This is a genomic window from Blastopirellula marina (assembly GCF_002967765.1).
GTDB lineage: Bacteria > Planctomycetota > Planctomycetia > Pirellulales > Pirellulaceae > Bremerella > Bremerella marina_A.
The window spans coordinates 674,121-700,271 of the sequence record NZ_PUHY01000010.1; the positions used below are offsets into that span (position 1 = coordinate 674,121).

Consider the following 26,151-nt stretch of genomic DNA (forward strand, 5'->3'; position numbering starts at 1 on the left):
CGACGCTTAATTCGCTTCGAGCACATCAACGTTCAACTGGCCGATGACTTGAGTCACGGGAAGGAACGAGGCAAATGCGCTCGATCCATTCAAGCTTGATTGGGTAACCTTTATATAATCAACGCCGATTCCGCCTGTCCCACGCGTGGCGTCCAAAGGCACCCAGCGATCCTTGATCCAGGCTTCAGTCCACATGTGGTAGGCAAAACCTTGCTTGGTTCCTAAGTCGACGTAAACCAAGCCAACGGCACCTCGAGCTGGTATCTTGTTGGCTCGCAGCAGGGCGATCAGCAGTACCGAGTGTTCCGTACAGTCCCCAACCTTTTGCTTGGCAACAGCCGCCGCGGAAAGAAATCCTTGCGAGAAGTCTTTCTGCTGAATGGTCTGATGGACAAACTTCTCGAGTGCCAAAGCCTTTTGCCAATCTCCTTCCGGAGGCAACGTAACTTGTTTCACCAACTCCTGAACAGCCGGAGAGTTGACTTCAATCAGCGGACTTGAGGCCAGATCTTCGGGCGTCGGATTATCGCCATTCTGCAACGATTCGGGCAGTGTCGTCCCTGGGCGAACCTGCCAAACCTGCAAATCGGCCGTGTGATCATCGACCGAAGTCAAAGTCTGGTTCGTTCGCGAAGGGAAAACATCCGCTGGGTTGCTTCCCTTCAACTGCAAGCGATACGTTAACTCTGGCAACTGCGATACATTGACCCGTGGCATGCCCTTCACAGGAACCATCGTATCGGTGACCAGGTCGAACGAGACGGGTTTGTTCTTGCTAAGCGCAAACTCCTTGGTGCAGCGGTAGATTTCGATTTGTTGAATAGGTGAAGTCGACTTCACAATATCCCCGTCGTCATCCAGCCAAATCGTCGATTCCAGCACCGGCTGGCCCCTAATCTGGGTGATCGAGCGTCCTTTCAGTAAGCGAACACTCGAACCATCCAGCATTTTGACAAGTTCTTCTTCCATCGCCTCGGCACGCATCATCCCAGGTTGGTTCAAGGAAGGAACCAAAGCGGTCGTCTCGCGTTTCTCGCCCGCTTTGAGAGGGGGATTACGCGTTAGACCGTACGTCGCGTACAGCCCACCAAATTCTGGCTGCCACTGGACCTTATCTGTCGAGCGGGCAATTCCAGCGGTACTTTCGCTCAATATGTTAAGCGTCTTCCCATCTTCGCTGACCTTGCCGGTAAACCGCTTAACGGCGGTACCTTCCTCAATCTTCGTGCTGAATTCCTTGAGATGGCCGTTCGGAGTTTCCAGAAAGACGTTTTCAATCCGGATGTTGAGAACCTGGCCGGCCCTCCGTAGAGCCATTCGTTCAACCATCGTGGTCCGAACCGCTGGGCCGTCGTCTCCTTGGATGTTTTCATAGTTGGATAGAACGAACCCGATTTTCTCCCCTTGGTAGACGATCGCTCCCCATTCTGCGTTGGGTGAATCGATCTTGGCCACCTCATCTGCGAATTCGATCTCTTCGCTGATCGCGAAAGGGGGCTGAGAATCTTTTTTCTGCGAATTTGCCGGAGTCGCAGGTCTTGGGCCGTCACAACCGGCAAGACCGGTCGCGACAATTCCAAGCAGCAAAACCCATGCGAAGTGGCGGCGGAGAGAAGGCATGGTCACCTGGGGGCAAGTGGTTGGATTCGAGGAACGATACCATGCCCCAAAGTATACCAAACGAGACGGACGTTTCTTCCTCGATTCATCCTCACCAAAAGGGTGATTCATAAACGCCACACACCTAGAGAAATTTACCGGTCGCGCCGGTTAGGCAAGCTGATGCGACTCGCTTTTTGTTGCGAAAACACACCGCCAAGCGTCAAGAAATTTGGATCACTTGTTTTGAAAAAAATGTTCCGTAAGACCAAAAGCGGGCACGTTTTAGAGAGCTATGCTCTGGTTAGATTCGCGTGAATCAGGGCTCGTGCTCTAGCCGCCCAGCTAAAGCCTAGTCAGCACCCGATCATTCCTCTTCGGAATGCGGTAAACACACCGGCACGACGAATTATCCAACCTAGGATTGAAAGAGAAAAAAGAGAACCACTTGAAGGGGACACTAGTTCTCCTGTTCAAGGTCAAGAAAACAGAAGCAGAGGTCACTCATGGGCTTCCTTAAAAGATTTTTCAAAAGCGTCTTCCACGAGAACGAACTGGCCCGCATGGGCAACAGTTTCGAGCACCTCTCGGAAGAGCAGTTGGAAGCACACCTGGACGTTGGTAGTTACAACGGGTTCGAATTGACCGAGGCCGTTCGTCCTTCCTTCGACTTGAAGGTTATTCCCACGCAAGGCTTCCGCCGTGAAGTCTATCGTGACGAGCAAACCGGGAGCAGCGTTCCTGTCCTGATGGGTAGTGCGACGCGGTCCAACTTGTTCGATACGTTTATCGAACTGCTGGATCCCCTGGGGAACGAAGTGGACGTGGTGCTCGAATCGAGTCACTACCAACAGTCCGCCTCGCACAGCGACATGTATCGCGAACACATCGACTTGCCAGTTCTCAAGAGCATTCTTTACGACTACGAAGACATGCTGTTGAACGACGGCTGCACCGGCATTGCCGTGCTGAACCCCCATCTGCCGATGGAAGTTCAGTTCGACGAGCATAAGTTGCTCATCGTCTACGGCAACGACCTGAAGCCGTTCGAGAACGTCATGATCGATCGCGACATTTATCCGATGCCCGAGATGCGTTTCATCACGGAAGCGGAGCATGTCCACTCGTCACACCAGCGATACCAACAGCAGCTCGATGAACTTCGGATGCGACTGGGTATGGACGAAAACTACGGCTAACTCCGTCGTGTGCTAATCCACCAGAAAACAATTTCAGGCCGCTTCCATCACCGGAGCGGCCTACTTGTTTGCTAGCACCAACTGAATTGCCCTTGTCGGCGATGCTTAGATACGTCACACTCCGCCACCCAAAATTCTGGTAAGCGGGAGTTGATGTTTTGGCGAGGTGGTTACCTCAATTCGGTTTAATGCTCATGGTTTGCTGCCTTGGCTGCAGCAGCTTCGTGCCGTTGTTACACCACGCAGGCAGTGCGCCGCGCGAGCCGGTCGAGAACCCACACTTCGTCCCTATCCGCAATTATGATTTGATGTGGGAGCAGATCGTCGATGCTGTCGACGATCACTTCAAGATTCGACGCGAGCAGCGCGTTCGGGTTGTCGCCGGCCAACTGACCGACGGACGCTTGGAAACTTACCCGCGCATCGGAAGCACCATGCTCGAACCATGGCACACCGATTCGACACGCGGGTACGAGAAGCTGGAAAGTACGCTGCAAACCATCCGCCGCCGCTGCATTGTCCGTGTTACCCCCGAGCCAGAAGGCTTCTTCATCGGCGTGGAAGTATACAAAGAGATGGAAGACGTCACCGGACCAACGGACGTTGACATGGCCCTCGACGGTGCTCGCTTCGACGGCACGCTACGTAGCGGCCTGGAAGAAAAAGAACTCGGCCCAGAAACCGACGGTTGGATTCCCCTTTGCCGTGATGTACTGCTGGAGCAACGCATCCTGCAAGACATCCTCGCCCGGCTAAACGGCATCGAGTCGGAGAAACCGTCGATGCCGTTCACTTTGCATCAATAGCGGGCAATATACTAGGCCCCTTGCTTGGCAAGCTTGCGAAGCACTTCAATTCCGCGATCAATCGTCGCATCGGACGCGGCATACGAAATCCGGAAATGGGTATCCTGGCCACTGAAGATGTTGCCCGGGATGATCAGCAAGTTGTTCTCGATCGCCTTAGCGACAAATTCGCTTCCCGTTCCCCAAGGCGCCTTCGGAAAGACATAGAATGCCCCTTCCGGCTTGGCAATCTCGTACAAGTCGGACAAACCATCGATCAGCTTGTCTCGCTTCACACGATACGCGTTCACGTGGTCAGTCATGTCGACTTCCATCGCCGCCGCACCCGCCCATTGAACCGGCTGGGGGGCACACACAAATGTGTACTGCTGTAGCTTGATCATCGTGTCGATCACAGCTGCTGGGCCATGGACGAATCCGAGCCGCCAGCCTGTCATGCCGTAGCTCTTCGAGAAGCCATCGATCACGATCGTGTTCTCGTTGTACGAAGCCGGAGACGCGAAGCTGTCGTCATAGGTAAACAGACGATAAATCTCGTCCGAGACGATCGCAATATTCTTTTCCGCGGCCAACTTGGCCAAGGCGGCGACTTCTTCCTTTTTGGCAACAATTCCCGTCGGATTCGCGGGACTGTTCAACAAGATCAGCTTGGTCTTATCAGTGATCGCATCGGCAACTTTGTCGACGTCGATCTTAAAATCCGGATAGGTTCCCAAGATGACCGGCTTTCCACCGACCAACTTCACCAGCGAGGCGTACATCACGAAGTAGGGATCGAAGATGATCACCTCGTCTCCGGGGTTCACCATCGCCAACATCGTCAAGACAAGCCCACCACTTGTTCCGGACGACACGAACACTTTGCGGTCGCTATGGCCATATTCGTCGTCGATTTGCGTTTGCAGCTTATCACGAAGAATGGGCATTCCTTGCGTCAGGGCATACCCATTGCGACCACCCTCAATCGCATCGATCGCGGCTTGTTTAACCTCATCCGGCACATCAAAGTCTGGCTGACCGATTGAAAGATTGATCGGGTCGGTCATATTAGCGGCCAGGTCAAAGACCTTACGAATGCCGCTGCTATCGAAGGAAGCCGTTCGTTCTGCGATCCAGGGATGGGTCATGGGAAGCTACGTTTATGCAAGGGGGAGCGATCGAAAACCGATCCGCCAGTATTACCCAGAAGTGTTTCAGCGGCAAGTGACGGCGAAAAACGCCCTGATTTACGCGGCTTGCAACCTGCGAGCTTGCCGAGCCCATGCAATCCAATTGGTCACTTCCGCCAAGTCGGGTGGTGAGCTACCACGCAAGATGCGATCTCCCGCCGCCGTTTCGGCATATTCTTCCACTTCGATCAGCAGCATGTCGGCATCGGCTCTGGCGATCGCTTCAGGATTCTCGTAGCCACAACCAGTTAGCAGCTGAGCATCATGCCCACGAAGCATCGGAATTCGGCATACAAGCGTTGCTTGAGCCTGCCACTCGGCGAGAACATCGGCCGTGATATGGTGAACTTTGATCTTGGGAGCGACAGCATCTGGATCGGCAGCAATCAACTGAGCAACCGTCCGGATTCCGACGCCGTTGAGACGCTTTGCCGTCTTGTTTCCAATAGACGGAGCATCAACTACCGGATCACTAGCTTCCAGGTAGAACTTTAGCGGCTTCCCTTCGACGGGCTTCTTCTCTTCGATCGCCCTCTCTTTAATCGCTGGTTTCTCTTCCGCCTTAGTCTCGACCTGTTCCACGCCTGATTTTGCCACTGGCGATTCTTGCTCAATGGACTCCGGCTGAGCGATTTTCAAATCTGCTGGCTTGGGAGACTTCACGATTGGCGGATCGACGTCGCGCTGATCCGTTTTACTCGCCAGCTTCTTCTTCGGCGGAAGCTTCGGTCGAATCTTGACGCCCTTCAATGGCTGGAACTCCGACGTGGCCTCCTCGATGGATTCCAAGCGATCGTCATGCTTCGTCGGTTCAGGTTCCGGCACAGATCGCAGCCCTCTTTCGCGGGACAGGTCTGGCTCACGGTGCAGGGCAGGGTCCTCGTTCGGTGATTCTTCCTTCTTGGCTTCGACACGAGCCGGTTCGGCTTTCACGGGCAGCGACTTAACCGGCTCTGGCTGGGGTACCTCCGCGGGCGGTTGGGCGATGGGCTTAGGAGGTTTCGGCTTGGGTGACTTCACGGTGGAATCATGTCCCAAACGACTCCGTGTCAGGCTGGCCAGGTTAACTTCCGGCAGATCGTAACCAGCGTGCAGCGGGGTCGCCGCGGGCTTCTCACCATCTTCGACTGGGCCGCCGAGCAGTTCGTCGCGAACGGCACGAACATCTTCAGGCAAATTGCGTTCAACCTTGCCCGTTTTCTGGTATTCGCGGAACATCTGTCGAATAAGCTCCGCCTGCTGCTTGTTTTCCATACGGTGGGTCACCCACTGAATCGGCATCTCCAGCGTTGCGAGAACCGTTTCAGCGACCAGCAGCACGCGAGGCGGGGTGACCGCAGCTTCATCGAACGCGTGCTCTAGAATCCTCGCAAACCCGCCGATCGCATGCCCCAATAAAGCCGAAACCGTATCACGGCAAACAACATCGAGCCCACGAGGCGGGTTCCGTCTCCCTTGCTTGAAATTGTAATGATCGATGAGCACGTGGTATTGCTGATGCGATTTCTCGGCCCCTTCGCGGACCATCTGCTCGAGCCAGTCCTCGCCGGTTGGTACGCGCACGCCGAGCTGGCCCCGCAACACAGCGGTGGCGCGTAAACGGTCGTAACTGCAACTGATACTCCACTCGACTGCCCGATGGATATTGTTCTCGGCCTCGGACTGGGCCGTATGAAACGGCATGATCGGGTCGCTGTAATAATGACTTAGCACGCCCGCGTGATAGGCGGCATCCGACCATTTTTGATCCCTCAGAGATTCCACGAGGGCGTCGTACCATTTCCGCGTGGCCTTCTCGGCGCCACCCCAGTAATCCTGCGAGACGTGCAGCACATGATTGCGAAAGTCTTTAAACTTCTTATCCGGGTCTTTCGAACCACGCAGATAAGGCTCGTAATACTTCAGAAAGAGATTGCGACGTCGTGGAGCATCGTCGCCGTGCAAATGGTTCAATGCATCCATCGCCAGCTTATGGTGCGTCCCATTCGCATGCGCGGCGTACAGAATATCAAACAACAAATGCATTCGGGCATCCTTCCCGTGGAAAGCCAGATCGCCTCCCGGAACCTTTCCTTGAGGGGTGTCATTTAAAGAACCGACGGCATTCTAGCGAAAAACAGCCGTTTTCCCCAAGTCAGATTTGATAGCGTTGCCAGCTACGCTTCATCCAGTGGATAGCCATGCCGCTCGAAGTAACCTCGCCAGCGACGCTGAATCTCTTGTCGCGTGGCGTCGTCCATAGTGTGGCGATTGCGGCGAAAGTCCTTCGTTCGTTCAGAATATTCTTTTACGCCTGGCTCAATCCGATCGAAGCCATCCAGGCCGATCGAGTCATAAACGCGGCGCAGCTCTGCGACCGGGTCCTGAACCAGATCTTCGTAGCGAGTATGGCTGACTCGTTCTGCTGGAACTTCCGCTAGGCCTCGTTCGTAGGCCGCATACATCCGTTCAAAGCAATCGAAGACATACTCACGGTAATCATCCTTCGAAACCTGAAATGATTGCACTTCGTCCATCGTGTGCCATAACCGCACGGTTGAGGCGAAAACATCGTACGGATCACGGGCAATATGGATAAAGCGGGCATCAGGGTACCGTTTGGCCAGTTCACCGATGCGGCCGGTATGGGTTGGCGACTTGAGAATGAGCGGCTTCTTTTCCTGAACAGTCACCATTCGCATAAACAAATCCAGCGTGTCGAGCCAAGCCTCCCGATCTTCATCAGAAACGGCAGCTAAGTCGAGATAATCGGGCTCTGGCTTGGCATTGTTAGGAAAAGCCATTCGTACATAAGGCGACATCTCCCCCAAGCTCAGTACACCGAACTCATCCTCCTGTGGCTTCGACCACCCCATCGTCATGTTGTCCATCGGACGATTGCGGGGCATGAACATATTGAAGTACTTCTCGATCAATCGCCCGTATATCAGAAACATATTGGGCGCGAAGCACTGAATGGTATTCGGGGTGGCGTAGCGATCGTCGGACGACATCAGCTCATGCAGCAGCGTGGTGCCGCTTCGCCAATGCCCCAAAATGAAGATCGGTGTCTCGATCTTGGCATTATCGATCTGCTTACCAAAAGCCAATCGCTGCAGCTGGTGACAGATACTGTTATTGATCGAAAAGGCCGAGACCGTGAACGCCAGACCTAGCTTCGTGGGGTGAACCTTGAAACCATTCTTCGCTAACAGACTACTCCAGGTCCCCATTCGCATCCCGTGCCATACCCGGGGGGTGTACCACGGATAGCTGTTAGCCTTCGGCTTCTTGGCAGGCTTGCTATCAGCCGGCTTGGTGGAATTGTCAGCAGCGGGGGATGATGCGTTCAACGAAACCGATTTCCTGGTACGGAGAGAATATGGGGGGGCAACTGAGAGACGGAGTTTATGCGAAAACGCCCCTTTTCACCAGCGACATCGCTTAACCGCACCTCGCTAGCACTTCACGCTACTTAGCCGCTTCTCCGATGGTCAAGAGGCCAGAAAACGGGCCTACGATAACCCGTCTGACCGTAACGACTTCCAGTAAATCGATCGATCTGGACAGCAAACATCGGTTTTCTGTACTCTTCGCCACGCTCGTGTCGGATCGAGCCGATAAAAACTTGAGCCAAAAGCCAAAAAGATCGTAGAAAATCGTGAATTTCAGCGTTAGCAGAATCAAGGACCTGGTCCTTCCGATTGGTATCATCACCAGCGTTCTGGTGATTCTGATGCCGTTGCCGACTCCGCTGATGAACTTACTTCTCACAGCAAATATCACGGCCGGCGTGATCATTTTGCTCACGACCATCTACGTGAAAACTCCTCTCGAGTTCAATATTTTCCCCTCACTGCTTCTGGCCACGACGCTTGCCCGCTTGGTTTTGAATGTCGCAACAACGCGATTGATTCTGACCGGGGCAGCCGAAGACGGTATGGACGCGGCTGGTGGCGTGATCCAAAGCTTTGGCGAATTCGTCGCTGGCGACCGCGTCGAAGTCGGGATCATCATCTTTATCATCATCGTGCTCATTCAGTTCTTGGTGATCACCAAGGGTGCCACGCGTATCAGTGAAGTGGCTGCCCGTTTCGCGTTAGATGGGATGCCCGGTCGCCAGATGGCAATCGATGCCGACCTTAACGCGGGAATCATCGACGAAGTCGAAGCGCAACAGCGTCGTGCCGAAATTACCCAGCAAGCCGACTTCTTCGGGGCCATGGACGGTGCAAGTAAGTTCGTACGTGGCGATGCGATCGCTGGTATCGTGATCACGTTGATCAATATCGTGGGTGGCCTGATCATTGGTGTCACCTCCGGCATGGACGTGCTGGAAGCGGCTCAGGTTTATACCAAGCTAACCATCGGTGACGGCCTGGTAAGCCAAGTTCCAGCGTTTTTGATTTCGCTCGCCGCCGGTTTGCTGGTCACAAGAAGCACGGAAGAAACGAATCTACCGGTCGAATTCATTCGCCAGTTGTTTTCCCGTCCGGAAGCACTGGGCGTTGCGGGCTGCTTCCTCGGATTGTTGGTCTTCTCTGGATTGCCAACGCTTCCTCTGGTGCTGATCGGTGCTGGCTGCGTCAGCATCGCCGTGATGACGAAGCGAGGGCAAAAAGAAAAGCAGGACAAATCCGAAGCCGCTGAAACCGAAAAGAAGGCCAAGGAAGAGCAGGAAGCCGCAAAGAAGGACGACCGCATCGAGGACTACCTCACCGTCGACCCGATGGAGATGGAACTGGGTGTTGGCTTGGTTCGCCTGGCTGCTCCGGCTCGGGGTGGCGATCTGCTACCACGCATCACCGGTGTCCGGCAAAACGTCGCCAGCGAAATCGGCGTGATCCTGCCGAAGGTCCGTATCCGCGACAACATGCGGCTCAACGAAAACCAGTATCGCATCAAGATCAGCAATAACGTGGTCGCAGAAAACGTCGTCTACCCCGATGGCCTTCTGGCAATTGCCATGGCAGGTGCCAAAGGAGATTTACCAGGCCAGAAAACACGCGATCCAGCATTCAACCAACCTGCTGTTTGGATCGAACCGGGCCTGCGACCACAAGCAGAAATGATGGGTTACACCATCGTTGAACCGACCTCGGTGCTGGCAACTCACTTGCAACGTGTGGCGAAGAAGCACGCGGACGAACTGCTTACCCGCGACGCAACCAAGCACCTGTTGGACGAACTGAAAGAAACCTCACCCGCCGTGGTCGACGAGCTAGTCCCTGGCGCGATGAAGGTTGGCGACGTCCAAGGTGTGCTGCAGTTGTTGCTACGAGAAGAAGTCTCGATCCGTCAGCTGGCCCGCATATTGGAAACACTAGGCGACAATATCAGCCGCACCAAAGATCCTGTTTGGCTGACCGAATTCGTTCGACACAAGCTGGCACGTTCGATCTGTACCAAATACCGCGACGGGGAAAACCGCATTCATGTCGTTCCCATGGATCCCGCGATGCAAGATCGCATTGCCTCTGGCATCGACATGGAACGAGGTGCCTTCGCTCGCATGAGCCCACAGGCCATTGAAATGACTTGTAAGTCGATTGCAACTGGAGTCGAGAAGCTTCGGGAAATTGGTAAGCCGCCGATCGTATTGGTCAATCCGCAGATTCGCCCCGCCGTGAAACAGCTAACCGGCAACTTCATTCCCGACCTGATCGTACTCAGTCATAACGAAATTACCCGCGACACGATGATCGAATCGATGGGCCTCATCAGCGATGCAATGCCCGGCAATCCACCTCCCGGCAAAGGCCCGCAGCCTCAGTAAGTGAAGCCGTATGAACATCAAATCTTTTCGCGCTAAATCGATGCACGAAGCCTTGGAGCTAGTTCGTAAGGAGCTAGGCCCCGACGCCGCGTTATTACATTCTCGAGAAGTCCCGCAACGTGGCCTCAAAGGCTTGCTCGGCGGCAAAGAGATTGAGCTGGCCGCATCGAAAGATGCCAACCTCAAGAGCCGTTTCGATATCGAAGTCCCGCCCGAGGAGGAAGAACCGGAACCGACCGATGAAGCAGTCGTTGAACAGCACGAACAACCATCCGAGTCAGACGAAGCTCCGCGGCCAATCGACCTAGGGATCGATCTGGAAGCGATGTCGTTCAACCAAACCTTCTTCGGCAACGGCCCCGCTTACCCGCCGGCACTGCTGCGGATTCGCGAACGACTGATCGATGCCGAGGTGCCGGGAATACTCGCGGACGGTTTATGCGAACGCGTTCTGAACGCGCATCCCGAAGAGTCGCAGCAGCAAGAAGACATGCTCGTTGCGGCGATTCGCCAAGAGATCATGAAGTCGATTCCGATTGGTCGTGATATCGACGATACGCTTCTTTACCCCCGTGTGGTTGCCGCGATTGGTCCCACCGGCGTCGGTAAAACGACCACGATCGCCAAGTTGGCGGCTCGGGCGAAGTTCGATTACAAGCGTCGCGTTGGCTTGGTGACGGTCGATACCTATCGCATCGCGGCAGTTGATCAGTTGCAGACCTATGCCGAGATTATGGATCTGCCGATGAAGATCGTCGCTACGCCGATGGAAGTTCGCAATGCTATCAACGAGCTCTCGGACTGCCAGCAGATTTTCGTCGATACGGCCGGCCGCAGCCCGCGTGATGAAGTGCAAGTACAACAATTGCGATCTCTCATAAAAGCCGCTTCCCCTGATGAGACCTATTTGGTACTTTCCGCCCCCAGCAGCTCGCGGAGCTTGGCCGAGGCGGTGGAAAAGTTCGCCGGTGTCGCGCCCACGAGTTGGGTACTTACCAAGATTGACGAGGTTGGATCGTTGGGCAATACGTTGAGCTTTCTACAAGATCCCCAGCTACCGCTGGCCTACGTAACCAACGGACAAGATGTGCCTCAAGCGATTGCCGCGGCCGACGCGGAAGACTTGGTAAGCCGTATCCTATAATCCTGCCCAACTCACCGAGCCCCGCGTTTCGTACCAATTATGTCGTTTGAACCTTCTTTTCCCCGCGATCAAGCTACGCTGCTGCGAATGCTGGCCAAGCGCGCGATGATCGGCGGAACACCAGCCTTTGCGAAGGCCAAGACCTTCGTGCTGTTTGGTGGAAGCAAGCAGGTCGGCACGACCACGCTTTGCCATAACCTGGCTTGTGCGATGGCCCTTTCAGGACAACGTGTCGCTGCGGTCGATTTGAATGCGTTCAACCTCGGCTTAGCTCACTTAACCGGAAGAACACCTCAAGTCAGCATCGAAGAACTGCTTTCTGGCAAGCTTGATCTGCACGAATACCTGGTGCCTGGTCTGGCAGCATCGCTACTACTGCCAACCGAAGCCAGCGAGAGGGTAGGGGAGTGGCCAACCGCTGCGGCGGATCGACTTATCGAACAACTTATGGGGCTTGGCCGGCATGCCGACATCGTGCTGATTGATGCTGGCAGCGAGATCACGCCTATCACGTCTGCACTATGGCGGATGGCTCACCTGTTCCTCATAGTGCTGCATCCGACAGCCGACGTCATAACGTCAGGCTACGAGCGGATCCGTACCCTGCAAGCCTACGCCCCTAGATACCAATCACATGTTTTGATGAATCGTGCCTCGAGTTCGTCGGGGCACGCCGACCTAGTTGCCGGAATGGACTCCACCGCTCAGAAGTTTCTCCACTTGGAGATCAAAGCGTCTGGGCATGTTGAAGTCGCTTCGGAGATCGGAGCCGCCTCGCGTGCTGCCGAGCCCTTTGTGCAACGTTATCCCGATCACGTGGCCAGCAAGTCGATTCAGCGGATTGCCGATCGCCTGGTTCGTGAAGCGTCATCCCTTTCTCAGTTAACCCAACCGAAACGGGCGGCGTAAATCAAGATGCTATCGTTGCAATCACTTCATAACTGGCAACAAGTTTTTCAAGCAAAACAAATGACATCCGCAAAATTACTTCAATTCTCGTTTTTAGAGCGTCGATTTAACGAGATAACGTCACGTGCGCACGTGACGGAAAAGGTTTGCGGATCGATAAAAATCAATCAGCCTGGGAACGATGGGACGCGACTACGCGGGTATTCTCGGAACGACAGCGATGATCACCGTGATTGCACGGGGACTGATCATGTCTGGCGGTCTGGAATCGATCCTCTTCGTAGCGATCGGAGCTTTGTTTCTGTTCGCGGGCCTGGGTTGGCTGTTGGGAAATGCTGCTGCTCGAATTGTGGACGAATCGGTGCGGCAGCGCATCAACGCGGAATTGGAAAAGATGGAGCAAAGTGGGGACGCCACTGCCTCCTTCATGAACAAGAACGCGAAAAACGCGGCATAGGCCGACAACGTAATTCCTCCCCGGGAGTTTCCGAGTCCCTTACGCGAATTGGATAACCTGATCGATTCCCTTTCCGAAGATGGCACATTGCCAACAACGGGGAAGTGACCTGAAGGATTCAGGTCCGTCGATTTCATAAGAAAAGACGTGTTAGCCTAAGACAGGCGATTCACGGAGGAACGCATGGCAACGACGACCGCGACCAGGGATGACGTGTCTGAATTGTGGACGAGCTACAAGGAAGACCCGTCGCGGAAAGAATTAAGAAACCGACTCGTAGAACGCTATTTGCCGTTGGTGAAATACAACGGTGAACGGATCTGGGCTCGCCTGCCGGAAGGGGTCGAACTCGACGACCTGATCTCCGCTGGCGTCTTCGGTTTGATGGACGCAATTGATGCGTTCGACATGAGCCGAGGAGTGAAGTTCGAAACGTATTGTGTCCCACGTATTCGTGGTGCAATGCTGGACGAACTGCGAACTATGGACTGGGTGCCTCGCCTGGTTCGCTCAAAGGCCAGCAAGTTGAACGAAGCGACCAAGCAATTGGAAGCCAAGTTCGGCCGCCAGCCATCGCACGCCGAGCTGGCCGTACACATGGACATGCCACTCAAAGAACTTGAAAAGATGGTCTCCGACGCGAACGCCGTCGGCCTGATCAGCTTGAACAAGAAGTGGTATGAAACGGACAGCTACAAAGACGTCCGCGAGATCGATATTCTGGAAGACAAGAAGGGGGAAGACCCCACGCGTCGCATTCAAAAGAATGACTTGATGCGTCTGGTGACCAAGGGGCTCAATCGCAACGAGCGTCTGATCATTATTCTTTACTATTATGAAGAGCTGACCATGAAAGAAATCGGCGCTACGCTCGACCTGAGCGAAAGCCGAGTCAGCCAGATGCACAGCAGCATCGTCCAACGTCTGCAAACACAGCTCGGACGTCGTAAACCCGAATTCGGAACCGTGTAACGCGGCTTCGATTGAAAACAACAAACCACGACGGCGGTTTCCCAAAAGGAAGCCGCCGTTTTTTTGGTTAGTTTGAAGTCTTCACGATTCCAACTTCAAACGGAAGCCCCAACGTGGATAATTCCGTCGCCTTGGTGCGCGATGGGATTGTTGGAGTGCCCAATCACAATCCCCTCATACGGGGCTTTCAATGTATACGGATCGTCGCCGAACACGTCGGCGATTAGGCCAATTTTTTGCCCGGCGTTGACGCGATCGCCAAGCTCGACCAGCAAGCGTACGATGCCGCTTCGCTTCGCGCGAACCCAGGTTGACTCGCGAATGAGTACGGGCTTCTTGTTGGGAATCTTGAAGGGGGTTTTCAGCATGTTCAAGTAAGTCAGCACCCGCATCACGCCGGAGACGCCAAGTTTGATGGCATCAGGGTTGAACCGCATTGGCTCGCCAGCTTCGTAGAGCAGAACTTTGATCCCTTTTGCATTGGCCGCTGCTCGCAACGAACCATCGCGCACGTCCGAATGAACAACAACCGGGCTATTGAACGCCAACGCACACTCGTATGTTTCGCTATCGTCCATGTCTCCGCGAATCTGCGGCAGATTGGTTCGGTGGTTGGCTCCCGTATGAAGATCAATTCCATACTGGCAGCGTAAGACGACTTCCTTCATTACCAAGTTGGCTAAGCGAGAAGCCAATGAGCCCGACTTCGATCCGGGAAAGCACCGATTCAAATCTCGCCGGTCCGGCAAATAGCGACTTTGATTGATCACGCCGAACCCGTTGACCATTGGCACGACAATCAGTGTTCCAAATAAGCGATTTGGCTTCAGCTTGTCGAGCACCAGTCGAGCGATCTCTACCCCGTTCAGCTCGTCACCATGGACGGCGGCGGAAATCCAAACGGTCGGACCTTCGAACGGTCCATGCAGTACTTCGATCGGCAGAGCGATGTGGGTACCAGTCGGAAGTCTGGCGACGGGGATCTCGAAACGGAGGCGATTGCCTGGCGAGATCGACTGCCCGGCGATCGTAAACGTGCGGCTCCGTCGACTCGGACGTGAGTTGGAATGGGGACCGGCATCCATCCTGGTTGTATCCCTTCAGTCAGCTCGAAACGCTTAGGTTTTTTGCGATACCTGAAACAGGCGATTTCTTAGTTCGTTGGCGACCAGATCGATCCCACTGGCCGGTAGATTGGTGTTCGTTTCTGGCGAATCAGAAGCGGGCTTCTTCGATTGCTCCCGCGGAACTTCTTCGAGCTTTTCTGATCGCCGTGCGGCAAGATCATTGATCGGTATTAACGTGGCCCCATCGTTGATGTAACCACAGTTTCGTCCGTTCGACTTCGCGGCGTACAAGGCTTCGTCAGCCCCTTTCATCAGCGAGGCAATCGAATTGGCATGTTCGACCGACATCAGGCCACAGCTCACCGTGACATAGATTTCGCATTCACCATAAATGATCGGCAAACAGCGAACAACGTCCAGCACCTTGCAAGCCACTGGGGCAATCGAATCCCAATCTCCTTCGGGAAGCAGAATTGCCATTTCCTCGCCACCAATACGTGCCAGGTAATCCGTCTCGCGCATCACGCTCATCAGACGACTCGCCGTTTCCTTGAGCACTTTGTCGCCAGCGTCATGACCGTACTTATCGTTGACTTGCTTGAAGTGATCGATATCGAGAATCATCACGCTATATGGCTGCTCTTTGCGCTGCCAGTGAGCCCAGCGGCGGTTCTGTTCTTCATCGAACGCACGACGATTCAGCAAGCGGGTCAAGACATCGGTGCGTGCCTCAGAGAGGGACTCTTCTAATTCTTGAGCTTGTGTTTTCAGGTTTGCTTCCGCTGATTCTAAACGTCGCTTGAGACGATGATTGGCCGCAGCAATCTCGGCGACCAATTCCACCGCTTTGGTCGATTGCTCCTCGACATCCTTAGTCGAATCGTCTGCCGGGTGGTTTAATTGCTGCCCCAAGCTTTCTAGTAATTCGATATGCTTGGTTAAGTCGCCGGAGAAATGGTTGGTGAACTGAATCATGCCAGCCAACTGTTCGCGATAAACGGTCGATTTACCGTCTTCGTTTTCTTTAACTTCTAATTCCAGTTGGGATTCTTGTCGGCGTGAGGTGAACGAGGCCCAAGCTCGGCCTATAAAAAAGCCGACCACAATCCCAACCATTAGTGTAAGGATTCCGAAGACGTCCCCGAGGACGAAGGTCAAAAGCTCAGCCATCGTTTTTGTTCAATTCGTCAAGTTGCGTTTCATGGACTCAGCCCTTGCCGGCTGGGTCGTTTGCCCCCTAAGGAATTGCCCGTTTTGAGCAATTTCATTGACAAACCCTAGGTTACAGGTTGAACAAAGCGAGGGGGCAACAGTGGTTAAGGGGGAATCCTTCCTTGAATTCTTCGGGTACAACCATGGATGCGTGAATTGTAAGCAAGGATTACAAAAATATCGGTTCCAATCCGAAGGGTAGCACCTTTTGCCTTCGTGAAACCACATCGGGATTCCCGTAGCTTCCCCCTAGTTATTCACGATATCCAGCCTAATTGCGACAACCGATTCACGCCCAGACGACGTTCCAACCCAATTTTATCGCATGAACTGCATCATTTTCGAGGATCGAGCCGTATCGCAACTCTATCCGATCGTCCTGGGACGACCGGCATACGGGATCATGTGCGGTAGTTATCGACTCGCCGAGTTGGCGGTCCGCCATTTTGGTGCCTGCCGGGGGATCGTTCGTCACCACCTTACCGCCTTGCAGCGACAATACTTCCCAGAACTCCACGAAACGCAGCTCGCCGCCGATCAGCCCACGTTGATCCTGAATGCCAGCCTGGTTCCCAGCGTTTCCAATCTTCAGCAAGTCGTCGCTTGGGCAGCAGAGAAACAACCGGGGAAGATTGTTCACGAAGACCGCCTCGTCGCCGCGCTGCTAAGCCCTGAGGCTCGCATCCCTTCGCAAAAGGCGACCTACGACGAGTTCGTAAGCTTCGCCTACAATCTTCTGCAGTCGGATGAATTGTCGGCGCACGCGCTGAAGCTTGACCTGTTCACCTATTCGCACGATGTGGTCCATTACAACGAAGCAATCATCAACCAGAACCTCGAGGCCCGACTCAAGTCCGGTAACTACCAGGAAGTTCGTGACGGACTGTTCGTCCGTGGCGAAGTACGCCTGGGCGAAAACCTGGTCGTCGATGCCACCAGCGGGCCCATCTTGATCGAAGAGGGTACCTCGGTTGGCCCCTTTTGCTTCCTTCGTGGGCCTGCCTATCTGGGGCCAAATGTGAAGGTGATCGAGCATTCCGCGATTAAAGATGCCGTTTCGCTGGGCCACACCACGAAAATTGGTGGCGAAGTCGAAGCGACCGTCATCGAGCCTTACTCCAATAAGCAGCACCACGGATTTCTCGGGCACAGCTACTTGGGAAGCTGGATTAACCTGGGCGCGGGGACCTCGAACAGCGATTTGAAAAACACGTACGGCACGGTGAATATGGAGTATCCCACCGGTCGCGTCGCCACGAAGATGCAATTCGTCGGCTCGATTTTCGGGGACTACTCAAAGACAGCGATCAATACCGGTATATTTACGGGGAAGACGATCGGTGTCTGTAGCATGCTGTACGGTTTCGTCACCACCAATGTCCCCAGTTTCGTAAACTATGCCCGACTATTCGGCCAGGTTACCGAGCTGCCGCCGGACGTGATGATTTCGACTCAGCAGCGGATGTTCGCTCGCCGAAATGTTCCTCAGACCGAATGCGACATTCAACTGATTCACAATATGTATCTTCTCACCCAGGAAGAACGTCAACTGACGGGTGAGCCCCTCGTATTTTAGAACTGCCTTATGCTTTCCGACTTTTACCAACCTGGTCAACTGCCGGTCTCGTTTGAACTGTATCCCCCTAAGACCGACAAGGGAATGCAATCGCTGATGCTGCAAGTCGAGCAGCTCATCAAGTTCAATCCGGCCTACATTACCTGCACGTACGGAGCCGGTGGTTCGACCCGCGGCCGAACGCTCGATATCGTTGAGTCGGTCAAATCGAGCTTCGCGGTCCCCGTTGCCGCCCACCTGACGGTGGTCGGTTCGAGCGTGGACGACCTTCGTTCGTTTCTGACCGAAGCTAAAGAGCGTGGTGTCGATTACATCGTGGCCCTGCGCGGCGACCCGCCTCACGGCGAGACCTCGTTCACACCGAATCCCGATGGACTTCGTTACGCGAACGAGTTGGTCGACCTGATCAATTCCGAATTCAACAACTTCGGCGTGCTGGTCGCCGGCTATCCGGAAACCCATCGCGAAGCGATCAGCCCGCAGTCCGACCTCGACAATCTGAAACGCAAGGTCGATGCCGGTGCTCAGGTGATTGTCTCGCAGCTGTTCTTCCGCAACTCCGATTTTTACGCCTGGCGTGAACGGTGCGACAAGGCAGGCATCAATGTGCCGATCGTTCCTGGGATCTTCCCCGTGCAAAGCCTGGCGCAGATCTCGAAGATCGCTAACTTGTGCGGAGCCTTGGTTCCGGCCGAATTATCCGACAAGCTGAACGAGAAACCGGACGACAGCAAGTGGCAAGCGCAAGTCGGCACCGAATATGCCGCCCAGCAAGTGATCGACCTGGTCGACAACACCGTCCCTGGCTTCCACTTCTACGTTTTGAATCAAGCCGAGGCGACCGGGCAGATCTTGGCCCAGTTGAAAGATCACCTCGACGGCAAGCGTAACGGCGATCCGGTCAACTCGCGTTAGAAGCGAACTTGCCAGCGAGCTTCTAAAAACTCTCCCGGCTGCACGTCCACCTCATCGTGCAGCGAGGCTCCGAAATTGGCCCCTTCACCATACTTGCGATCGAATGCGTATCCGACGCAAACATCCAGTACGGAGCTAGGGCCAATGTCCCACCGCAAACCTTTGACCAGGCGTAGTTCGCTCGTATAAAAGCGGTCGGCTGCTATCTGCCGATCGCTTAAGAAGTACGCGTTCGAGATCGATTGATAGCCACTATACAAGTGAATGGTCGGCGTGAAGTCATGTGTCGTCATCAAGCTGCCATTGGTTAGTGGTAAGTAGGAAAAGTTAACCACCCAGTTCTCCCAACCAAACGGATGCCACCGAACCGAGAGCGGTACCCCTAAGCTCATCTGAAACGACTCGGAAGGATTCCATTGGTAAGCAACAAGTGGAATGGGAAAGTTCAGCGTGCCGGCTGGCGAATACATCACGCCTAAGATCCACGCATCCCGGTCATTCCGTGCTGGTCGCCGCCAAAATGTTCCCAGCGTGACGTTCATCTCTTTCCAATCATGAAACGGCTTGTCGCTGGCCGAGCCAATTCCACCCAGCATCACCAGGCTCGATCCATCCTCCAGTTGCTGCACGTAGTTCAGTCCTAAATTGACGCGCCACAACTCTTCGGGAAAGGGACGCTGCGTGTCAGGCAGTACTGCGTCGGTAAAGAACTGCGAATCGCGGACGTTCACGCTGAAGAGCAAGAGTGCATCATCGCTTCCCCAGATTGGTAGCGCTGCCGAAGCGGTCTCGCGAACCAGTTGGAAGTCAACGTCCTGTCCTTTGACTAACTTGCCGGGATACCAAGTCGCACCATAACCGGGAATGTTCTGGCCGCCGAACATGGCCCTTTCGCCCAGGCCCCCCAAATCAATCGGCGGAGACTTCGGCTCGTTCAACACCACGTCTGGGTCCATCAATACCGTTGGCTCGGGTGTCGCCGTCTGTGGGGCGAACGTCCAGATATCGTGCTCGACCTCGATCGAAGGGAGTCGCACAGGTTCCGAATCGTATGCCAATTGGGCCGCCACCGGGGCAGGGCAGAGCAGCACTCCCACCAACAGAAATGCTGGCAACCAATTTCGTATTTGCATCATGGCACGACCCACCTGCCGCCACCTCGTATCGCGCAAACAAAACGGCCTCCCATCCGTTGCTGCTTCTACCGAGGTCACCCAACCGAGGTTTCATCCCGCCTTCGAGATGAACGAACAAATTGAAGGCAAACGTATAGAGATTACGCCGCAGCGTGTCAACGTTTCCCCCGCTAGAAGATGCGGAGCTAGCAGCGACTAGAACTGCAAACGGCAGTCGAGCCCGATAAACGCACCCGGCTCGACTGATACTTCGTCATGCCAGGTCGCTCCCTGATTCTCTCCTTCGCCATAGCGACGATCGAAGACGTAGCCGCTGCTGAAATCGACGACAAAGTGCTCTCCTAAATCCCAGCGGAGGCCCAGCAAAACTCGCTGGTCAACCGAGAAGAAGCGTTCCTCCTTCTTCACCCGATCACTCAGAAAGTAAGCATCCGAAACCGAGCGATACCCGCCGTACAAATGCAATCGCTCGGTCAGGTCTTTGGTGATCAGCACGTTGCCGTTGGTTAGCGGCAAGTAGGTAACGTTCAGCGTCCAATCGTCACGCGGCTTCCATTCCAGCGAGAACGGCAAGCCAATGTTCATTTTGAAACGCTCATTCGGATTCCATTCGTACGCGATGATCGGGATCGGAAAGTTCAGTGTGCCGGAAGATGAGTACATCGCCCCGAACATCCACGCATCGCGTCCGTTCTGAGTTGGCTTGCGGAGAAACGTCACCAGCGATACGTTCATCTCGTCGATCGAATGAAACGGTCGATCACTTTCCGAGCCAAAGCCGCTGATGATCCCCAGGGTCGAGCCGCCGTCGAACTTGTGAAAGTAGGTCAGTCCAAGCCCCACATCCCACAGGTTGCTTGGAAAGGCACGCTGCGTGTCCGGCAGAATGGCATCGGTGAAGTAGTGCGAGTTTCTTACTTTCAGCGACAAGAGCGCGATGCCATGATCCCCTTTCCAAACTGGCCCCATCGCGGCGGCGTTCTGCTGGACCAGTTGAAAGTTGACGTCCTGGCCGCGGACCGGCTGGGGCGGAAACCACATCGCTCCATAGCCTGGCCCGCCCGAACCACCAAACGGACCACCTCCCATGCCGCTGCCACGCGAGCGTCGCTTCTCCGCCGGCTCGGGCAGAGCAGGGGGCTCGCTCACCGGAGGCAACTGCCAAGCGGTCGCGTCGAGCTCGTCTTCCAGAATCATCTCTTCTTGCAGCCCCCACGGCGGAAGTCGCGAGGGAGGATCAACCTGGGGTCCATCGAAGCGATATGAGGGCGGATAGGCAGCGTCAGGAGATTGAGCTGCCGCAAAGCTAACCCACAGAAGAACCAGCCCCAGCGCAGCCGTTCGCCGCCAGTGGGCCGTAGTCACCGCCGTGCCTGGGACTTCGAGTTGCGTCCGAACTGGCCGACTATTCGACCAGAGGTGCCTATCCATGGAGCCTGTCGTTTCTTTCGCTGCGCGCATTTCCATTCCGTTAGCTTCTTTCCCGCGAGAATCGACGCGAGATAACGGTGCCAGCTTATAGAAAGCGAACGATTCCCTCGTCAACGCCGAATGGCAAATTGCCAGCAAAGCCAGCATTTCTCAGCGGCCAGGCGATAACCTTCGCGGCTTTTGCGTGTCGTAAGATAGGGGCCAGGAAAAGCTCGCTCGCGAATCTTCCCCCCGGTCATTGCCCCCTAGGGCGATTCAGTTTAAAATCCGACCTTTCCACAGCAGCGGCAAACCTTAACATGCCGCCGGATGCCCCGCAGAACGCCCAACTGGCGATCGTTAAGCGGACATCCCCAATGTGCCAGAGTGGCGGAATTGGCAGACGCGCTGGATTCAAAATCCAGTTCCCGCAAGGGAGTGGGGGTTCGATTCCCCCCTCTGGTACTTTTCTTTAACTAGCTGTTCTTGCTAGACTTACGTCATTTCGTGCCGACCACCTCGCACTTGCTGTCACCTGAGATGTCACCCATAAACGGTGAATCTACATTCAGAAAAAGGACACGCCCTCGTTGCGTAGTTTGAAAGGCGGTTCTCCCAACGATCAGCCAAGTACTTGGCAAGACAATGATCAGGACAGGCTGCCGGGGCCACCTGCAATACCTTCATGCCGCGCGAAACCAGCCTGGCAGCCTTATCCGTTGGTTCGCTGCTGATACTCCTCCGAAACCCGCTGCAACTCATGCTGATAGTCGGCGAGATCGAACACGAAAGATGGCAGCAAATTACCCAACCGAGACTCTTCCTGAGGAAACTCGGCCCATGAGGACCAACTCACCTGTTTTCCCGACACTTGAATGCGTGGTGCATAGGCCCGACACGCATACTCCCCGCAGTTGCACACTAGAACCGGACTGAAATCGCCACACCAACCATCGGCCGGCTCGCCAAGCAGATGCCTGCTCGGGAGTAATGCTGTGCGAGCCGGAACCCAGACGTATTGTCCATCTGGCTGAGGCGAGTCGATGACGTTCCACCATTGAGCCTCGAGACAACAAATAGTGCCCATCAAGTTCTCACCGTCGATCCAAATCGCAACGCCTTGATCAGGAGGGTAAGCAACAGTTGGCCACAACTCAAACCGGATCGTGTTTAGCACACCGCCCTCTGTCAGCGAACGGACTGAGTTAAATAGCCGGCACCACGCCGACGGACTTCCAATCTACCAAAACGCTTGGCGCGGGGCCGGTCCATTCCTGCGTTGGGTTGCAATCGATGGTTCATCGTGTCTGCGACTGCTTCGAGTCGCGTCAGTTGTTCCCGAATATTTGATGACCCGACTTGTGTGACAGAACTAGTGTTTATTCGGAATCCAGTTTGTCGAAATCAGCCGGGCTGAGGACGCTACGGCCACCCTGGTTCAATACATGAGTATAAATCATCGTAGTACGAACGTCATTGTGGGCCCTGAGAATCAGTCCTCGCCGAGTGGAAGATCTTGCCAGATCGCCGATTCTCAGGCGTTCTTCTAAGTAGTGTCGCAAATTCAGGTGCCATTGGCAGAATCCGGTCCCGCTTGCCCCTTTCAAACTCCGCCAGAATCCGAAACATCGGATAGCCCAGCAATGCCTTTTCAACACGATTCAAGTCAACAGTTCATACGCATTCCACTACGTCGCATCGAGCAACGCTACGGCAAGGACAACCATGATAACGCTGGTGACGACATGGTCTGTTGCCTCCGCCAAGTATCCAAGGCAGATGCCAAATACAGCTTCTCGTTTTCTACTGATCATCCCAACCCGTGGTATCACACGTTGGACTTCACCTTTGAGGGGATCAACGAAACGGAATACATGAAGTTGATCAAATTGCTCTCAACGCATGGGCTTACTGAGGACTAACATGCTGCAACCAACCGTGATGTAGCTGTAAAGTCGGGTCACATGCTAATGCCCCGAAAATCAAACTCCCAATGGCACGCAGGCCGTTTCCAAGCGAAACGAGTTAACATCGAATGAGTGGCGTTTCTATTGGGCAACACTTACGTTGTTTGAGTCTATCAATTGAAGCCGGAACCGATCCGCGCAATGTCGCGAAACGGTTGCTATTGGCCTGATCCGTTTGCCGCGGCGTGATCCCCGGCTTCAGCTTTGACTAGCTTGCCGCCGTAGTTAATGGGCGTCGGCTTTGCCTTGTCCCGCGAGTCCGAGCTGGCGCAGCATCGGTCCCATGGTGAGTCCGCCGACGAGGATCGAGAAGGCGACGACGACGTAGGTCATTGTTAGGATGAGTTCGCCGACGTTGTCGTATTGCGATTGCTGGGCGTGGATCTCTTCCTGAAGCGATAGCGCGAGTGCCACACTGATCCCGCCGCGCAGGCCGCCCCAGGTCAACACCTTGATCGCGTGTGGCGTGAATTCTCGGTTGGTCAACTTCTTTAAGGCGGTCACTACGGTGCCAACCGACAGGAACCTCGCCAGCAGCGCCGCCGGGATCGCCAGGGCTCCGGCCAGCAGATACGGCACCTTGAACGAAAGCACCAAGACCTCCAGACCGATCAGTACAAACAGCACCGCGTTCAGCAGTTCGTCCACCAATTCCCAGAACGTGTCCAAATGCTCGCGCGTTTTGTCAGACATCGCCAACGATCGGCCATGGTTACCCAAAATCAACCCCGCGACCACCATCGCCAATGGCCCCGACAAGTGCAGTGTCATCGCCAGGGCATACCCGCCTGTCACGACGGCCAGCGAAAGCAAAATCTCGGTTGCGTAGTGATCAATGGATCGCAACAGATAGAATGCGATCAGCCCCAGTACGAACCCCAGTGCAAGCCCGCCGCCCGCTTCGAGGGCGAAGAGCTTGGCGACATCCATTGCGGTCGTCTCTGCCTTCTCGCCGTGTTTTTCCACATCGTGCGAAGGCTCGTTTTCGAGCGGTGCCGGTACCTCGGCTGCATCAAGCACATCGGCTGGTGCATCGCCATCGACGTTGGACGGGTTGCCCAAATCTTCGTCGCTCAACTGAGCGACGTGATTCGAGTCGTCCTTCTTCTCTAGGTCTTCATGCGTTTCCCCATGCCCGCCTAATCCGGCGATCCCTAGGAGGGCGATAAAAACAACCACGCCCACACCATCATTAAACAGCGACTCGCCCGCGATCTTGGTCTCGAGCGGCTTCGGTGCGCCGAGGCTCTTCACGATCCCCAAGACGGCGATCGGGTCGGTTGGCGCGACGATCGCCCCGAAGATCAGGCAGTAGATAAAGCGAACCTCGATGCCAAGCCAGCCAGTAATGACGTAGGTGAGCCCGCCGACGATGAACGTCGTCGTGAGGACGCCGATGGTCGCGAGCAGAGCGATGGCCGCAGATTGTTTCTTGAGGTCATTGAGGTCGACGTGCAGCGCCCCAGCAAAGAGCAGGTAGCCGAGCATGCCTTCCATCAACGTCTGGTCGAAGTCGATCGAGCCGACGAGCGTCTCGACCGCGGTGAGTGCCCCCGCTTCAGGGACGATCCAATCAATCAGCAGCAGGGCAACCGCGTGCAGCATCGCCAACAGCATCAAGCCTACCGTCGTCGGCAACTTGAGCAGTTTGTGGTTAATGAATGCGAAGGCCGCTGCGAGGGCCACGAGGATGCCGGCGATATTGAAGAAGCTCATGGCCGCCTTTATACCGTACTTCGGTAGTGGAAGAAAAGGTAGAACGGGCCCTGACCGCCTTTGGGGGATAGACTTCAAAATCCGGTCATCACGACCACTCTCCGTCTTTCAGATACGCGCGAATGAGTTCGTCTGATTGAACGTCCAATGGCAGAAAATCCTCGCCGTCCAATTCTCGTTGGCTCTTCAAGGATTCCGCAGCCTGTGCCACAACATGGCGGTCTTGGTCACGCAGTGCCCGCAGAAGCATATCCCGGGACTGTCGTGATGGGCCTTCGCAGACAATGTAGGCCAGTGCTTCTTTGGCATGCACCGCACGTTCGTCCCAGTGCGCAACCAACAGTTGCCAATCATTGTCTGTAAGCATGAAAACCCAGTCGAAGGCTTCGTCTGGCGTTTCAAGCATGTATTCCGTGTTGTCGAGAATCCAGCGGTATGTTTCACTTCCGTTCTGAGTCATTTGTTTTGTAGAAGTTCATTGAGCGGTCAGAGGGCCACGGCCGCTCTGGTGAATGCGATCGTTATCCGGCGCTCTCGCGATGTTCGTATTATCCGAGATGTTCAGCAAACTGATCTGCGTTACCTGGTTTGTTGAGCCGATCACGTTGTGACGAGCCTGACCTCTCCTGGCCAAGCCTGATCTGGTAAGTAGACAACCCATTGCTTTCGACTGACCGCATCACGGAACCAAGCATTGTGCCAAGTCGATGCGGTATCCCAGTTGGGGATTTGCTCGAGTTGACCAAGAGCAGTCTGCGCCAAGGACCACTGATAGACCTCTTGAACCTCTTCACGTAGCTTGGTGTTGCGAATTTCCATGGACGGCCCTAGTGACCAAACTTGTTGATCGGATGTTTTTCCTATCAACGGCAAATGTGCGGCCAATTTCATAGGCAACTGGCTCTCACGCGTAGAAGTTTAGCCATTGACTGCTCGATTGTCATTGCTTGTTAGTGCGTCATCGGCGGCTTCGTCTCGGGTAGAAATCTTCAGCACGGCAAATCCAACACAGAGCGATAGAAGCCACAGGTTTCCGAGATTCTTTACGCCTGCATGGACAACACCCCTCTCTAACCATTTTCCTAGTAATGACTTACGATACGTCCACGCCAATTTCTAGGAAATTTTCTGACCGGTCGTGA

The 26,151-nt window shown here is 54.8% G+C and carries 22 protein-coding genes and 1 tRNA gene; 11 read left to right on the plus strand and 12 right to left on the minus strand.

Annotated elements, in window-relative coordinates:
- Positions 1 to 6: 6 nt before the first annotated feature.
- Positions 7 to 1,620 carry a transglutaminase-like domain-containing protein gene (locus tag C5Y83_RS13840; protein WP_158262358.1) on the minus strand — a complete coding sequence of 538 codons (1,614 nt, stop codon included), beginning with the start codon at positions 1,618 to 1,620 and terminating at the stop codon, positions 7 to 9.
- A 542-nt stretch (positions 1,621 to 2,162) separates the two neighbouring features.
- Here C5Y83_RS13840 and C5Y83_RS13845 point away from each other — a divergent pair.
- Both C5Y83_RS13845 and C5Y83_RS13850 read left to right on the plus strand, forming a co-directional pair.
- Positions 2,163 to 2,798, plus strand: coding sequence for a hypothetical protein (locus C5Y83_RS13845; RefSeq protein WP_233207220.1), 636 nt, complete (start codon positions 2,163 to 2,165; stop codon positions 2,796 to 2,798).
- A 224-nt stretch (positions 2,799 to 3,022) separates the two neighbouring features.
- A complete protein-coding gene (locus C5Y83_RS13850) occupies positions 3,023 to 3,604 on the plus strand; it encodes a hypothetical protein (protein WP_146117775.1) in 582 nt (193 codons plus the stop codon).
- Between the two features lie 11 nt (positions 3,605 to 3,615).
- Here C5Y83_RS13850 and C5Y83_RS13855 read toward each other — a convergent pair whose 3' ends face one another.
- The 3 genes from C5Y83_RS13855 to C5Y83_RS13865 form a co-directional block, all read right to left on the minus strand.
- The gene (locus C5Y83_RS13855) at positions 3,616 to 4,731 is read right to left on the minus strand and encodes a pyridoxal phosphate-dependent aminotransferase (protein ID WP_105330323.1); all 1,116 of its coding nucleotides are present in this window, start codon (positions 4,729 to 4,731) and stop codon (positions 3,616 to 3,618) included.
- Between the two features lie 99 nt (positions 4,732 to 4,830).
- Positions 4,831 to 6,798 (minus strand): DUF4332 domain-containing protein, encoded by a 1,968-nt coding sequence (locus tag C5Y83_RS13860; RefSeq protein WP_105330324.1) that lies wholly within the window; start codon positions 6,796 to 6,798, stop codon positions 4,831 to 4,833.
- Positions 6,799 to 6,929: 131 nt separating this feature from the next.
- Positions 6,930 to 8,105, minus strand: coding sequence for a sulfotransferase family protein (locus C5Y83_RS13865; RefSeq protein WP_105330325.1), 1,176 nt, complete (start codon positions 8,103 to 8,105; stop codon positions 6,930 to 6,932).
- A 383-nt stretch (positions 8,106 to 8,488) separates the two neighbouring features.
- Here C5Y83_RS13865 and flhA point away from each other — a divergent pair, with 383 nt between their 5' ends.
- The 5 genes from flhA (at position 8,489) to C5Y83_RS13895 (ending at position 14,010) form a co-directional block, all read left to right on the plus strand.
- Positions 8,489 to 10,528, plus strand: a complete 2,040-nt coding sequence (gene flhA, locus C5Y83_RS13875) for a flagellar biosynthesis protein FlhA (RefSeq protein ID WP_409994592.1) — start codon at positions 8,489 to 8,491, stop codon at positions 10,526 to 10,528.
- A 10-nt stretch (positions 10,529 to 10,538) separates the two neighbouring features.
- A complete protein-coding gene (flhF, locus tag C5Y83_RS13880) occupies positions 10,539 to 11,672 on the plus strand; it encodes a flagellar biosynthesis protein FlhF (protein ID WP_105330328.1) in 1,134 nt (377 codons plus the stop codon).
- A 39-nt stretch (positions 11,673 to 11,711) separates the two neighbouring features.
- Complete coding sequence (locus tag C5Y83_RS13885; protein ID WP_105330329.1) at positions 11,712 to 12,581, plus strand: MinD/ParA family protein; 870 nt, start codon at positions 11,712 to 11,714, stop codon at positions 12,579 to 12,581.
- Positions 12,582 to 12,762: 181 nt separating this feature from the next.
- Positions 12,763 to 13,038, plus strand: a complete 276-nt coding sequence (locus C5Y83_RS13890) for a hypothetical protein (protein WP_105330330.1) — start codon at positions 12,763 to 12,765, stop codon at positions 13,036 to 13,038.
- 183 nt (positions 13,039 to 13,221) lie between these two features.
- The gene (locus tag C5Y83_RS13895) at positions 13,222 to 14,010 is read left to right on the plus strand and encodes a FliA/WhiG family RNA polymerase sigma factor (protein WP_105330331.1); all 789 of its coding nucleotides are present in this window, start codon (positions 13,222 to 13,224) and stop codon (positions 14,008 to 14,010) included.
- A 95-nt stretch (positions 14,011 to 14,105) separates the two neighbouring features.
- Here C5Y83_RS13895 and C5Y83_RS13900 read toward each other — a convergent pair whose 3' ends face one another.
- Positions 14,106 to 15,095, minus strand: a complete 990-nt coding sequence (locus C5Y83_RS13900) for a succinylglutamate desuccinylase/aspartoacylase family protein (protein WP_105330332.1) — start codon at positions 15,093 to 15,095, stop codon at positions 14,106 to 14,108.
- A 33-nt stretch (positions 15,096 to 15,128) separates the two neighbouring features.
- Entirely contained in the window at positions 15,129 to 16,247 is a 1,119-nt protein-coding gene (locus C5Y83_RS13905) for a diguanylate cyclase domain-containing protein (RefSeq protein ID WP_105330333.1), read from the minus strand.
- A gap of 367 nt (positions 16,248 to 16,614) precedes the next feature.
- Between C5Y83_RS13905 and C5Y83_RS13910 the strand changes: the two genes are divergently transcribed.
- Both C5Y83_RS13910 and metF read left to right on the plus strand, forming a co-directional pair.
- Complete coding sequence (locus C5Y83_RS13910) at positions 16,615 to 17,865, plus strand: putative sugar nucleotidyl transferase (RefSeq protein WP_105330334.1); 1,251 nt, start codon at positions 16,615 to 16,617, stop codon at positions 17,863 to 17,865.
- 9 nt (positions 17,866 to 17,874) lie between these two features.
- Positions 17,875 to 18,780 carry a methylenetetrahydrofolate reductase [NAD(P)H] gene (gene metF / locus C5Y83_RS13915; RefSeq protein ID WP_105330335.1) on the plus strand — a complete coding sequence of 302 codons (906 nt, stop codon included), beginning with the start codon at positions 17,875 to 17,877 and terminating at the stop codon, positions 18,778 to 18,780.
- Here metF and C5Y83_RS13920 read toward each other — a convergent pair.
- Together C5Y83_RS13920 and C5Y83_RS13925 are read right to left on the minus strand one after the other, a co-directional pair.
- Positions 18,777 to 19,916 (minus strand): hypothetical protein, encoded by a 1,140-nt coding sequence (locus C5Y83_RS13920; protein WP_146117777.1) that lies wholly within the window; start codon positions 19,914 to 19,916, stop codon positions 18,777 to 18,779. The genes metF and C5Y83_RS13920 overlap by 4 nt on opposite strands.
- A gap of 195 nt (positions 19,917 to 20,111) precedes the next feature.
- Positions 20,112 to 21,347 (minus strand): DUF6268 family outer membrane beta-barrel protein, encoded by a 1,236-nt coding sequence (locus C5Y83_RS13925; protein ID WP_146117778.1) that lies wholly within the window; start codon positions 21,345 to 21,347, stop codon positions 20,112 to 20,114.
- Between the two features lie 360 nt (positions 21,348 to 21,707).
- Between C5Y83_RS13925 and C5Y83_RS13930 the strand changes: the two genes are divergently transcribed.
- Positions 21,708 to 21,791, plus strand: a tRNA-Leu gene (locus tag C5Y83_RS13930).
- Positions 21,792 to 22,038: 247 nt separating this feature from the next.
- On the opposite strand, the gene C5Y83_RS13935 is transcribed toward C5Y83_RS13930, so the two are convergent.
- On the minus strand, positions 22,039 to 22,503 hold the full coding sequence (locus tag C5Y83_RS13935) for a hypothetical protein (protein WP_105330338.1): 465 nt from the start codon (positions 22,501 to 22,503) through the stop codon (positions 22,039 to 22,041).
- 466 nt (positions 22,504 to 22,969) lie between these two features.
- Here C5Y83_RS13935 and C5Y83_RS13945 point away from each other — a divergent pair, with 466 nt between their 5' ends.
- Positions 22,970 to 23,248: a hypothetical protein gene (locus C5Y83_RS13945; RefSeq protein WP_105330340.1), complete on the plus strand. Its 279-nt coding sequence runs from the start codon at positions 22,970 to 22,972 to the stop codon at positions 23,246 to 23,248.
- 270 nt (positions 23,249 to 23,518) lie between these two features.
- Here C5Y83_RS13945 and C5Y83_RS13950 read toward each other — a convergent pair whose 3' ends face one another.
- From C5Y83_RS13950 to C5Y83_RS13960, 3 genes are all read right to left on the minus strand, one after another.
- Entirely contained in the window at positions 23,519 to 25,009 is a 1,491-nt protein-coding gene (locus C5Y83_RS13950) for a cation:proton antiporter (protein WP_105330341.1), read from the minus strand.
- Between the two features lie 88 nt (positions 25,010 to 25,097).
- Positions 25,098 to 25,469 carry a hypothetical protein gene (locus C5Y83_RS13955; protein ID WP_105330342.1) on the minus strand — a complete coding sequence of 124 codons (372 nt, stop codon included), beginning with the start codon at positions 25,467 to 25,469 and terminating at the stop codon, positions 25,098 to 25,100.
- A gap of 140 nt (positions 25,470 to 25,609) precedes the next feature.
- Positions 25,610 to 25,828 carry a hypothetical protein gene (locus tag C5Y83_RS13960; RefSeq protein ID WP_158262359.1) on the minus strand — a complete coding sequence of 73 codons (219 nt, stop codon included), beginning with the start codon at positions 25,826 to 25,828 and terminating at the stop codon, positions 25,610 to 25,612.
- Between the last annotated feature and the right edge of the window lie 323 nt (positions 25,829 to 26,151).

What these genes read in the sequence shown, in the direction of transcription:
- C5Y83_RS13840 (WP_158262358.1), bottom strand. Translation starts at nt 1,620, where the DNA reads ATGCCTTCTCTCCGCCGCCACTTCGCATGGGTTTTGCTGCTTGGAATT.
- C5Y83_RS13845 (WP_233207220.1), top strand. Translation starts at nt 2,163, where the DNA reads ATGGGCAACAGTTTCGAGCACCTCTCGGAAGAGCAGTTGGAAGCACAC.
- C5Y83_RS13855 (WP_105330323.1), bottom strand. Translation starts at nt 4,731, where the DNA reads ATGACCCATCCCTGGATCGCAGAACGAACGGCTTCCTTCGATAGCAGC.
- C5Y83_RS13860 (WP_105330324.1), bottom strand. Translation starts at nt 6,798, where the DNA reads ATGCATTTGTTGTTTGATATTCTGTACGCCGCGCATGCGAATGGGACG.
- flhA (WP_409994592.1), top strand. Translation starts at nt 8,489, where the DNA reads ATGCCGTTGCCGACTCCGCTGATGAACTTACTTCTCACAGCAAATATC.
- flhF (WP_105330328.1), top strand. Translation starts at nt 10,539, where the DNA reads ATGAACATCAAATCTTTTCGCGCTAAATCGATGCACGAAGCCTTGGAG.
- C5Y83_RS13885 (WP_105330329.1), top strand. Translation starts at nt 11,712, where the DNA reads ATGTCGTTTGAACCTTCTTTTCCCCGCGATCAAGCTACGCTGCTGCGA.
- C5Y83_RS13890 (WP_105330330.1), top strand. Translation starts at nt 12,763, where the DNA reads ATGGGACGCGACTACGCGGGTATTCTCGGAACGACAGCGATGATCACC.
- C5Y83_RS13895 (WP_105330331.1), top strand. Translation starts at nt 13,222, where the DNA reads ATGGCAACGACGACCGCGACCAGGGATGACGTGTCTGAATTGTGGACG.
- C5Y83_RS13900 (WP_105330332.1), bottom strand. Translation starts at nt 15,095, where the DNA reads ATGGATGCCGGTCCCCATTCCAACTCACGTCCGAGTCGACGGAGCCGC.
- C5Y83_RS13905 (WP_105330333.1), bottom strand. Translation starts at nt 16,247, where the DNA reads ATGGCTGAGCTTTTGACCTTCGTCCTCGGGGACGTCTTCGGAATCCTT.
- C5Y83_RS13910 (WP_105330334.1), top strand. Translation starts at nt 16,615, where the DNA reads ATGAACTGCATCATTTTCGAGGATCGAGCCGTATCGCAACTCTATCCG.
- metF (WP_105330335.1), top strand. Translation starts at nt 17,875, where the DNA reads ATGCTTTCCGACTTTTACCAACCTGGTCAACTGCCGGTCTCGTTTGAA.
- C5Y83_RS13920 (WP_146117777.1), bottom strand. Translation starts at nt 19,916, where the DNA reads ATGATGCAAATACGAAATTGGTTGCCAGCATTTCTGTTGGTGGGAGTG.
- C5Y83_RS13925 (WP_146117778.1), bottom strand. Translation starts at nt 21,347, where the DNA reads ATGGATAGGCACCTCTGGTCGAATAGTCGGCCAGTTCGGACGCAACTC.
- C5Y83_RS13945 (WP_105330340.1), top strand. Translation starts at nt 22,970, where the DNA reads ATGCCTTTTCAACACGATTCAAGTCAACAGTTCATACGCATTCCACTA.
- C5Y83_RS13950 (WP_105330341.1), bottom strand. Translation starts at nt 25,009, where the DNA reads ATGAGCTTCTTCAATATCGCCGGCATCCTCGTGGCCCTCGCAGCGGCC.
- C5Y83_RS13955 (WP_105330342.1), bottom strand. Translation starts at nt 25,469, where the DNA reads ATGACTCAGAACGGAAGTGAAACATACCGCTGGATTCTCGACAACACG.
- C5Y83_RS13960 (WP_158262359.1), bottom strand. Translation starts at nt 25,828, where the DNA reads ATGGAAATTCGCAACACCAAGCTACGTGAAGAGGTTCAAGAGGTCTAT.